Source organism: Sphingopyxis sp. (genome assembly GCF_035565275.1).
Lineage (GTDB): Bacteria > Pseudomonadota > Alphaproteobacteria > Sphingomonadales > Sphingomonadaceae > Sphingopyxis.
Window position 1 is genome coordinate 1 of the sequence record NZ_DATMST010000255.1, and the last position, 8,157, is coordinate 8,157.

At 64.9% G+C, this 8,157-nt stretch carries 5 protein-coding genes; 4 read left to right on the plus strand and 1 reads right to left on the minus strand.

The genetic code is table 11. The features are described from left to right. The 3 genes from VN047_RS17400 to VN047_RS17410 form a co-directional block, all read left to right on the plus strand. Positions 1-331: efflux RND transporter periplasmic adaptor subunit (locus tag VN047_RS17400; protein WP_414712731.1), on the plus strand; the 331-nt coding region annotated here is incomplete at its 5' end. Between the two features lie 33 nt (positions 332-364). Then, the gene (locus tag VN047_RS17405) at positions 365-3,967 is read left to right on the plus strand and encodes an efflux RND transporter permease subunit (RefSeq protein ID WP_325544876.1); all 3,603 of its coding nucleotides are present in this window, start codon (positions 365-367) and stop codon (positions 3,965-3,967) included. Positions 3,968-4,069: 102 nt separating this feature from the next. Continuing rightward, entirely contained in the window at positions 4,070-5,320 is a 1,251-nt protein-coding gene (locus VN047_RS17410) for a DUF445 domain-containing protein (RefSeq protein ID WP_325544878.1), read from the plus strand. Here VN047_RS17410 and VN047_RS17415 read toward each other — a convergent pair. Further along, positions 5,317-6,114: an SDR family NAD(P)-dependent oxidoreductase gene (locus VN047_RS17415; protein ID WP_325544880.1), complete on the minus strand. Its 798-nt coding sequence runs from the start codon at positions 6,112-6,114 to the stop codon at positions 5,317-5,319. The genes VN047_RS17410 and VN047_RS17415 overlap by 4 nt on opposite strands. Before the next feature lie 46 nt (positions 6,115-6,160). Here VN047_RS17415 and pepN point away from each other — a divergent pair. Further along, on the plus strand, positions 6,161-8,157 hold a 1,997-nt coding region (gene pepN / locus VN047_RS17420), incomplete at its 3' end, for an aminopeptidase N (protein WP_325544882.1).

The following is an 8,157-nucleotide window of genomic DNA, read 5'->3' on the forward strand; positions in this document are numbered from 1 at the left end:
CACGCGCCAGGGCATGGTCCGCATCGCGGTTCCCTATTCTTCGGCGCTGCGTCCGGGCGGTTTCGCCGACGCGCGGCTCGTCGCGGGCACGGCCGAAGCGCCGCTGCTCCCCGAAAGCGCGGTGCTCAGCGGGCCCGAGGGCAATTTCGTCCTGATCGTCGACGACAAGAACGTTATCCAGCGCCGCCCGGTAAAGGTCGGCACGGTGACCGATGGCGGCGTGTCGATCGCGTCGGGGCTGACGGGTACCGAAAAGGTGGTCGCGCTGGCGGGCGCATTCCTCAACCCCGGCGACAAGGTGAAGCCGGTCGTACAGAAATCGTCGCAATAATCGCAGCTATTCGCGCACAAGGGCGTCCGAGACATGAGCTTCCGCAACATTTCCGCCTGGTGCATCCGCAATCCGGTGCCGCCGATCGTCATGTTCATCCTGTTGCTGCTGGCGGGTCTCGTCAGCTTCAACCGGATGGACGTCAACGACAATCCCGACGTCGAATTCCCGATGGTTCAGGTGGTCGTCGTCCAGCCGGGCGCGGCGCCGTCGGAGCTCGAGACGCAGGTTACCCAGCGCGTCGAGGCTGCGGTTCGCGCCGTCAGCGGGGTCGACGAACTCTCCTCCTATGTCTCCGAAGGCAACAGCCGGACGATGGTGCAGTTCGCGATCGGCACCCCGATTGACCGCGCCTATAACGACGTCAACCAGGCGGTGCAGCAAATCCGCAGCGACCTGCCCGAAGGCATTCTCGAGCCGCAGGTCGTGCGCGTCGACGCGGCGGGCGGCCCGATCACTTATTTCGCGGTCGAAACGTCGGACATGACGCTCGAGCAGTTGAGCTGGTTCGTCGACAACACGGTCGCGAAGGAACTGCTTTCGATCCAGGGGATGGCGAAGGTCAGCCGCTCGGGCGGCGTCAGCCGCGAAATCCGCGTCATCCTCGATCCCGCGCGCATGCAAAGCTATGGTCTGACCGCGAGCCAGGTGAACCAGCAGCTCCGCCAGGTCAACGTCAACGCCGCGGGTGGCCGCACCGAGATTGCGGGCAGCGAACAGGCGGTGCGCGTGCTCGGCAATGCGGACAGCGCCTTCCAGCTCGGCGAGACGCGCATTTCGATCGGCAACGGACGGACGATCCGCCTCGCCGATGTCGCGAGCGTGACCGACGGTTACGCCGAACAGCGCAACCTCGCGAAGATCGGCGGGCGGCAGGTGCTCAGCTTCTCGATCGAAAAGGCGAAGGGCGCGTCCGACGTCACGATCCACGACGAGACGATGAAGAAGCTCGACGAGATCAAGAAGGCGAACCCCAAGGTCAATTTCACCATTCTCTTCACGCGCACCGAATATACCAAGGAACAATATCGCAGCTCGATGCTCGCGATGATCGAGGGCGCGATCCTTGCGGTCGTCGTGGTCTTCCTGTTTCTGCGCGACTGGCGCGCGACACTGATCAGCGCGCTCGCGATCCCCTTGTCGGCGATCCCGACCTTCTGGTTCATGGACCTGATGGGCTTCTCGCTGAACGGTCTGTCGCTGCTCGCATTGAGCCTCGTCGCCGGCGTGCTCGTCGACGACGCGATCGTCGAGATCGAGAATATCGTCCGGCACATGCGCATGGGCAAGACCGCCTATCAGGCGTCGATCGATGCCGCCGACGAAATCGGCCTGGCCGTCGTCGCGACGACGATGTCGATCGTCGCGGTATTCCTTCCCGTCGCGCTGATGCCGGGCGTGTCGGGCCAGTTCTTCATCCAGTTCGGCCTGACCGTCGTGTTCGCGGTGCTCGTCAGCCTGGCGGTCGCGCGCATGATCACGCCGATGATCGCGGCCTATTTCCTGTCGGCGCAGGGTGAACAGGACCATGCTTCGGGCCCGTGGATCGACCGTTACGAGCGCCTGCTCGCGTGGACGCTCAACGACAAGAAGCAAAAGGCGGTGCGCGCGAAATATGAACCCGCGCCGACGAAAATCGCCTATCTCGCCGTCCCGCTCGCGCTGGCGGCGCTCTCGATCCTCTATGCCATCTACGCCTATTTCCAGCCGGTCCCTGTCGGCCAGGATGCGCCGAATACGGCGATGTATTTCATGCTGAAGACGCCGTTCGAGGCGATCTTTACCTTCCTCGCGGTCAGCCTGATCGTCATACTGTTTGGCGCTCTGGTAGCGTGGATTAACCGAGCGTCGTTGAATGCGATTCTGAAGGCCTATTTGTGGTTCGGCCTCGTTGCCGCCGTCCTGTGCGCGCTTCTCTGGTTGATGGGTGTCTTGGCTCCGACTGCGACCGTCTTTAGCTCATGGGCAACGGCCATGGCCGTCGCGGCGGCGCTCGGGGCGCTGACCCGAGCCTGCGGGCTATTCGGGATGCATGAATGGCCCTTTGCTCTTTGGGCCAGATTCATGGTCCAGCGCGCGTGGGCGCGGCTGTTCGACCACCGCGTCTGGATCGTCGGGATCGGCGCCGCGTCGCTTGGGATGAGCGTCGTGCTGCTGATGGTCCTGCCGCAGCAATTCCAGCCGACGATCAACAGCGATTACAGCCAGATCCGTTATGAATTGCCCCCGGGTTCGACGCTTGCGCAAAGCGAGCATATCTCGAACCAGATCAACGCCATATTGTCGAAGGACAAGAATGTCGAAAACGCCTTCTACGAGGTCAACGTCAACGACGGCGGCGTCTATATCACGCTGAAGAAAAAGCGCGAGATGACCAGCGTCGAATGGGAGCGCGGCCTGCAGCCGCAAATGGCGGCCATCCCCGACGCACGCGTCACCTTCCAGAGCCAGTCGGGCGGCTTTTCGGGCCGCGACATCACGATGGTCATCGGCGGCGACGATCCGGTCGCGCTCGAAAAGCACGCGCGCCTGATCGTCTCGCAGATGGAGGGGCTCAAGGAAATCCGCTCGCCGCGCATCGAGGGCGATATTCCGCGGCCCGAGATCATCGTGACTCCGCGGCTCGACTTGGCGGCCGAACTCGGCGTGACGACCGCGGCGCTCAGCCAGACGATCCGCATCGCGACGATCGGCGACATCGACCAGAATGCGGCGAAATTCTCGCTGTCCGACCGCCAGATTCCGATCCGCGTGCTATTGTCCGAGGATTCGCGCCGCACCCTTGCGACGATCGAGAATCTGCCCGTGCCGACCGCCAGCGGGACGACCGTGCCGCTGAAATCGGTGGCGTCGATCGGCTTTGGCGCGGGTCCGACCGAGCTTCGCCGCTACAACCAGACGCGGCGCATCGTGATCGGCGCCGACCTTGCACCGGGGCTCGTGACCGGCGAAGCGCAGAAGAAGATCGACGCGCTGCCTGCGGTCAAGACGATGCCGCAGGGAATCCGCAAGGTGATCCAGGGCGATGCCAAGTGGCAGGCCGAACTGATCACCAACTTCATGATCGCGGTGGTATCGGGGCTGCTCCTCGTCTTCTCGACGCTGGTGCTGCTGTACCGCCGCTTCCTGTCGCCGCTGGTCAACATGTCGTCGCTGCTGCTCGCGCCCTTGGGCGGCCTGCTCGGCCTTCTGATCACGGGCATGGAAATCTCGATGCCGGTCTATATCGGCCTGTTGATGCTGCTCGGCATCGTCGCCAAGAACTCGATCCTGCTCGTCGATTTCGCGATCGAGGAAATGGATCACGGGGTCGAGAAAAACGCCGCACTGCTCGACGCGGGGCGCAAGCGCGCGCAGCCGATCGTGATGACCACGGTCGCTATGGTCGCCGGCATGGTGCCGACGGCCCTGTCGCTCTCGGGTGACGGGGCGTGGCGCGCGCCGATGGGCGTCGTCGTGATCGGCGGCCTGATCCTGTCGACGATGCTGACGCTGCTGATCGTGCCCGCGGGCTTCAGTCTCGCCGACAGTATCGAAAAGCGTCTCGGCCGCTTCTTCTCGAGCAACCTGCTCACTTACCGGAAGGGCGACGATACCAAGCCGCACGCGGCGCCGGCACCGCATCCCGCCGAGTGACGCAGCGCGCCGGTTGCAACCTTTGCGCTATGACGCCATTTGAAGGTCATGACGGAAAGCGTTTCGCCGCAGACTGATACTGCACACGCCCACCCTCCCCATATGAACCGGGGGGTGGGCGTTGCCGTTCCGACGGGCGGGTTCAACATCCGCGTCGTCGCGACGGGCATGCTGATCGTGATGGCGCTCGTCTTCATCAGCGCCAAATATTATCAGGACGTCCACCCGGCGGTTGGTTTCGTCCGTGCCTTTGCCGAGGCGGCGATGGTCGGCGGGCTGGCCGACTGGTTCGCGGTCACTGCCCTGTTCCGCCACCCGATGGGACTGCCGATCCCCCACACCGCCATCGTGCCGCGTAACAAGAACCGGATCGGCGATACGCTGGCGCGCTTCCTGCTCACCAATTTCCTGCTGCCGCGGCTGATCGCGCGCAAGATGCAGACGGTCGACGTCGCAGGCGCGGTCGGCAAATTCCTGTCCGAACCGGGCGAGGGTGGCGGGCGGCTGCGGCTCGGCGCATCGCGGATCATCGCCGACGGTCTGGGCGCGCTCGATCAGCAAAGGCTGGGCGGCATGGTCAAGTCGGCGATCGCCGATCGACTGCGCGAACTCGACGTGGCGCCGCTGCTCGGACAGGCGCTGCAGGCCGCGCTTGCCGAAGGGCGGCACCAGCCGCTTCTTGATGCCATGGTCAAATGGGGATCGAAGACGCTCGAACTCAACGAGCATCTGATCCACCAGATGGTGCACGACAATTCGAACGCCATCGTGCGCTTTACCGGGCTCGACGAAAGCATCTCGAACCGCATCGTTGCGGGGCTGTCGAAACTGCTCAGCGAAATGGCGGTCGACGAGACGCATCCGTTGCGCATCCGCGTCGAGGAAGGGCTCGCCAAGATGGCGCTCGACCTGCAGCACGACCCCGAGGTGAAGGCAAAGGTCGCAAAGGTCCGCGACGAATTGCTCGAAAACAAGGCGGTCAAGCGCTGGCTCGACGGATTGTGGGAGCAAGGCCGCACGGCGCTGCTCAAGGCTGCGCGCAACCCCGACACGATGCTGGCAGGGCGGATCGGCGAACTCGTCACCCAGTTCGGCGCAATGCTGGGCGAGGATGCGGGCATCAAGCGCACGCTCAACCGCTATGCGCGTCGCGCGATGGTCGGCGTCGTCGACAGCTATGGCGAAACCGCGCTCAAGCTGGTGTCGGACACGATCCGCGGCTGGGATGCCAAGACGATCACCGACCGGCTCGAAAATGCCGTGGGCGACGACCTGCAATATATCCGCATCAACGGGACGCTGGTGGGCGGGCTCGTCGGCGTGCTGATCCACACGGTGGATGTGCTGATCTAGCTTCGGATCAGGCTGGCCAACCCCTCACGAAAAGTCGGATAACGCGGGCTCCAGCCCAGCAGCCGCTTCGCCCTGCCATTCGCAACACGGCGGTTCTCGGCATAGAAGGCGCGCGCAGCGGGCGACAGGCCGGCTTCGTCGATAGATTGCAGCACGGGGAGAGGTGTCCCCAGCATCGCACACCCCCATTCGACCAGCCGGTTCTGGTGGCACGGTTCGTCGTCGGCGAGGTTGTAGATATCCGCCGGCCCCTTGAACGAGGCGATGACCCCGCCTGCGATATCGTCGACATGGACGCGGCTGAAGATTTGTTCGGGCAAATCGATGCGATGCGCGCGGCCCTCGCTTATCCGGTCGAGAATCGAGCGTCCGGGGCCGTAGATGCCGGGAAGGCGAAAGACGCTGACGTCGCTGCGTAACGCCTGCCAGGCCGCATCGGCGGTGTTGCGGTCGGGGCGGCGGCCTTTGATCGGGGCGCTTTCGTCGACCCACGCGCCGCCCGCGTCGCCATAGACTCCGGTAGAGGACAGATAGCCGACCCAGCCGGCGGGCGCGACGGCAACGGCGTCGCCATAGCGAGCGAGCACGGAATCCGCGCCATCGACGGGCGGGACCGACGACAGGATATGTGTTGCGGAGCGCAGAGCTGCGAGAACAGCCGGCGTTTCATCGAACGCGATGCTGTCGCCGCGCCCGTCGCGAGTCGTTCCCGTCACCTCCCAGCCCCGCGCGCGCAACCGCCGGGCGAGGTGGCTCGCGGCATAACCCATTCCGAAAATCAGCATGTGTCCCATCGCGCGCCTTATTGCGCGTCGGCGCCGCCGTGCCTAGATCGAACCGATGACCGACGCCTCTTCCACGCCCGCCATTCCCGTCACCATCTATCGGAGCGATTATCGCGCGCCCGAATGGTCGATCCCCGACATCGCGCTCGATTTCGCGCTGGGGATCAACGCGACGAAGGTCGGCGCGGCGATGTCGGTGGTGCGCGATGCCGATGCGCCGGTGCCGCTGCTCCTGCGCGGCGACGGGCTGACCCCGGCGGCGGTGCGCGTCGATGGCGAGGTGTGGAACGACTGGCGCATGGACGGCAGCGACCTGATCGTCGACCTCGGCGAGCGGACGGCGGCGAGGGTCGAGATCGATACCGTCATTGACCCGGCGGCAAATACCCAGTTGTCAGGGCTCTACGCGTCGGGCGGCCTGCTCTGCACCCAGTGCGAGGCCGAAGGTTTTCGTCGCATCACGTTCCACCCCGACCGGCCGGATGTGCTCAGCCGCTACAAGGTGCGGATGCAGGGCGACAAGGCGGCATTCCCGATCCTGCTGTCGAACGGCAATTGCGTCGGACAGGGCGAAGAGGGGAGCGATCATTGGGCGCTGTGGGAAGACCCGTGGCCCAAGCCTTCCTATCTCTTCGCGCTCGTCGCCGGCGATCTTGTCGTCAACAGGGGCAGCTTCACGACGATGTCGGGGCGCGAGGTCGAGCTTGGCATCTGGGTCCGGAGCGGCGACGTCGATCGTACCGGTCACGCGATGCAGGCGCTGAAGGACAGCATGGCGTGGGACGAGCGGGTCTATGGCCGCGAATATGACCTCGACCTGTTCAACATCGTCGCGGTCAGCGATTTCAACATGGGGGCGATGGAGAACAAGGGGCTCAACGTCTTCAACACCCGCTACATCCTCGCCGATCCCGACACCGCGACCGACGTCGATTACGACGGGGTCGAGGGTGTCGTCGCGCATGAATATTTCCACAACTGGTCGGGCAACCGCGTCACCTGCCGCGACTGGTTCCAGCTCAGCCTGAAAGAGGGCTTTACCGTCTTTCGCGACCAGAGCTTTTCGGCCGATATGGGGTCGCCGCCGGTCAAGCGGATCGAGGATGTCCGTCTGCTCCGCGCCGCGCAATTCCCCGAGGATGCGGGGCCGCTCGCGCACCCGATCCGCCCTGACAGCTTTCAGGAAATCTCGAACTTCTATACCGCGACCATCTATAACAAGGGCGCCGAGATCATCCGCATGATGGCCACAATGGTCGGCCCCGACCGCTTCCGCAAAGGCACCGACCTCTATTTCGACCGCCACGATGGCGAGGCCGCGACGTGCGAGGATTTCGTGCGCGCGATCGAGGAAGGCGCCGGGGTCGATCTCACATTGTTCCGCCTGTGGTACAGTCAGGCCGGTACGCCGCGCATTACGGCACGGATCGACACCGATGCCGCGACTGGCGAGCGCACGCTCCAGCTGACACAGGTCGTTCCGGCGACGCCGGGACAGCCCGACAAGCAGCCGATGCTGATCCCGCTGCGCATCAAGGCGCATGACCGCGACGGCGGGCATCGCGCCGGGGAAGAACAGCTCATACTGCTAGACCGCGCCGAAATGGCGGTGCCGCTCGGTTCATATCGCAGCCGGCCGATGCTCTCGATCAACCGGGGCTTTTCGGCGCCGGTGATCGTCGACTTCGCGCGCGAGGAGGGCGAGCTCGCATGGCTCGCCGCGCACGATGACGATCCGTTCGCGCGCTATGAGGCGCTGCAGCAACTCATGCTCGACACGCTTGTTGCTGCGGTGTCGGGCAAGGCCGCCGATAACGGCGCGGTGATCGACGCCGTGGCGCAGACGCTGGAGGGTCGCAATGCCGATCCCGCCTTCGTCGCCGAGGCGGTGCTCCTGCCGAGCGAAGCCTTCATCGGCGACCAGATGGTAACGGTCGATCCCGACGCGATCCGCCGCGAGCGGCTGGCGTTGCAGGCCGCGATCGGAGCCGCGCTCGAAAGCGAATGGCGTGCGATCCTCGGCGGCGTCGCGCCGCCCGCGACCGACCTGTC

Coding starts and splice junctions, on each gene's coding strand:
- VN047_RS17405 (WP_325544876.1), top strand. CDS start 365: ATGAGCTTCCGCAACATTTCCGCCTGGTGCATCCGCAATCCGGTGCCG.
- VN047_RS17410 (WP_325544878.1), top strand. CDS start 4,070: ATGAACCGGGGGGTGGGCGTTGCCGTTCCGACGGGCGGGTTCAACATC.
- VN047_RS17415 (WP_325544880.1), bottom strand. CDS start 6,114: ATGGGACACATGCTGATTTTCGGAATGGGTTATGCCGCGAGCCACCTC.